Genomic DNA, 1,282 nt, shown 5'->3' with positions numbered 1-1,282 from the left:
GTCGTAGAGGTTCAAAAACTCCATGGCCCGTTCGGGATGCGGCATCATGCCAAGCACTTTTTTGTCGGCAGAAGTGATGCCGGCAATATCCTCGAGCGCCCCGTTGGGGTTGTACGGGTATTCGCCGTCTGCCGGGCTCATGTCCTCGCGGCAGTAGGTGAACGCCACCATCTTCTTATTCCGGATCGTTTTGAGTGTTTCCGCTGAACACGAGAAGTTCCCCTCCCCGTGGGAGACCGGGCACCAGATGCGCTCGATCCCCTTTGTCCAAAGGCTCTCGTTTGCCGGTTTCAGGGTAACGAACCGGCACTCCAGCCGGCCGCCGCGGTTGGGCATGAGGGCGATCTCCCGTTTATAACTCCGGTCAAACGCGGGAACAAGGCCGAGGTTTGCCAGGATCTGGAACCCGTTGCAAATGCCCAGCACGAGATTGTCGCCATCCAGGAACTCCTGGAGTTCGTCCCAGAGGTTGTTCCGGACACGGTTTGCAAACGCATTGCCGGCACCGGTATCGTCGCCGTACGAGAATCCGCCCGGGAAGACGAGGAGCCGGTAGTCGGAGAGCCGCCGCTCCCCCGCGATCAGGTCATTGATGTGGACAATGTCGGAAGCCATGCCGGCCCGTGCCAGCGCTTCCTGTGTCTCCATCTCGGAATTGATCCCGTACCCGCTCATGATCAGGGCTTTTTCCGGGATCACCTCGCGGGCTGCGGGTGCCTTCGCAGCCACAGCGGGCCTTTTGATGTTCCTCTTTACTGCTGCCATTGTCAGTACCCCCCGAATGGTGCCTTGTAGGCTTTTTCCAGTTCATCGACGCCAACATCGAGCAGCAAAACGCGGCCGCTGATCCGCAGGCGGTTGCCGCCCGTCCGGCCGACCAGCACGGCATCCGCCCCCAGTGCCTGCTCAAACGCCCGCTTATGATCGGGTGCAACCGTGACCACGAACCGGGAGAGCGACTCCGAGAAGAGGAAGTAGTCGGGCCGCATGCTGTCCGGAACCAGGAGCGTGAGGTCCATACCGAGCCGCCCGGCAATAGCCACCTTGGCAAGCGCAACGCCGAGACCCCCGTGGCTGACCGGGAATGCCGAGGCCACGAGCTCGTGGGCAATCGCGGAGGCAAGCCGGGTGTACCGTTCCTTTTCCGCCCCTGCGCCCAGCACCGGCCCGGTGTTGCCGGGGCTCACCAGGCGCGCGACGTACTGGGGCCGGCCCGTCGCCCCCTTTGTCTGTCCGACAATATACACGGGGCCGCCTGCGCCGTTTCACTCCCGCGCGACCG

Annotated in this window: 2 protein-coding genes; both read right to left on the bottom strand. The window is 62.9% G+C overall.

Translation table 11 applies throughout. The features are described from left to right. The coding region (locus CW742_RS13675) for a phosphoribosylformylglycinamidine synthase subunit PurQ (RefSeq protein ID WP_292421325.1) at positions 1 to 765 on the bottom strand (765 nt) is incomplete at its 3' end. A 2-nt stretch (positions 766 to 767) separates the two neighbouring features. Further along, entirely contained in the window at positions 768 to 1,247 is a 480-nt protein-coding gene (locus tag CW742_RS13670; protein ID WP_292421322.1) for an AIR synthase-related protein, read from the bottom strand. Positions 1,248 to 1,282: the final 35 nt, after the last annotated feature.

The organism is Methanoregula sp., assembly GCF_002835825.1.
Classification (GTDB): domain Archaea; phylum Halobacteriota; class Methanomicrobia; order Methanomicrobiales; family Methanospirillaceae; genus Methanoregula.
This window is presented reverse-complemented; position numbering and strand designations above follow the sequence as displayed.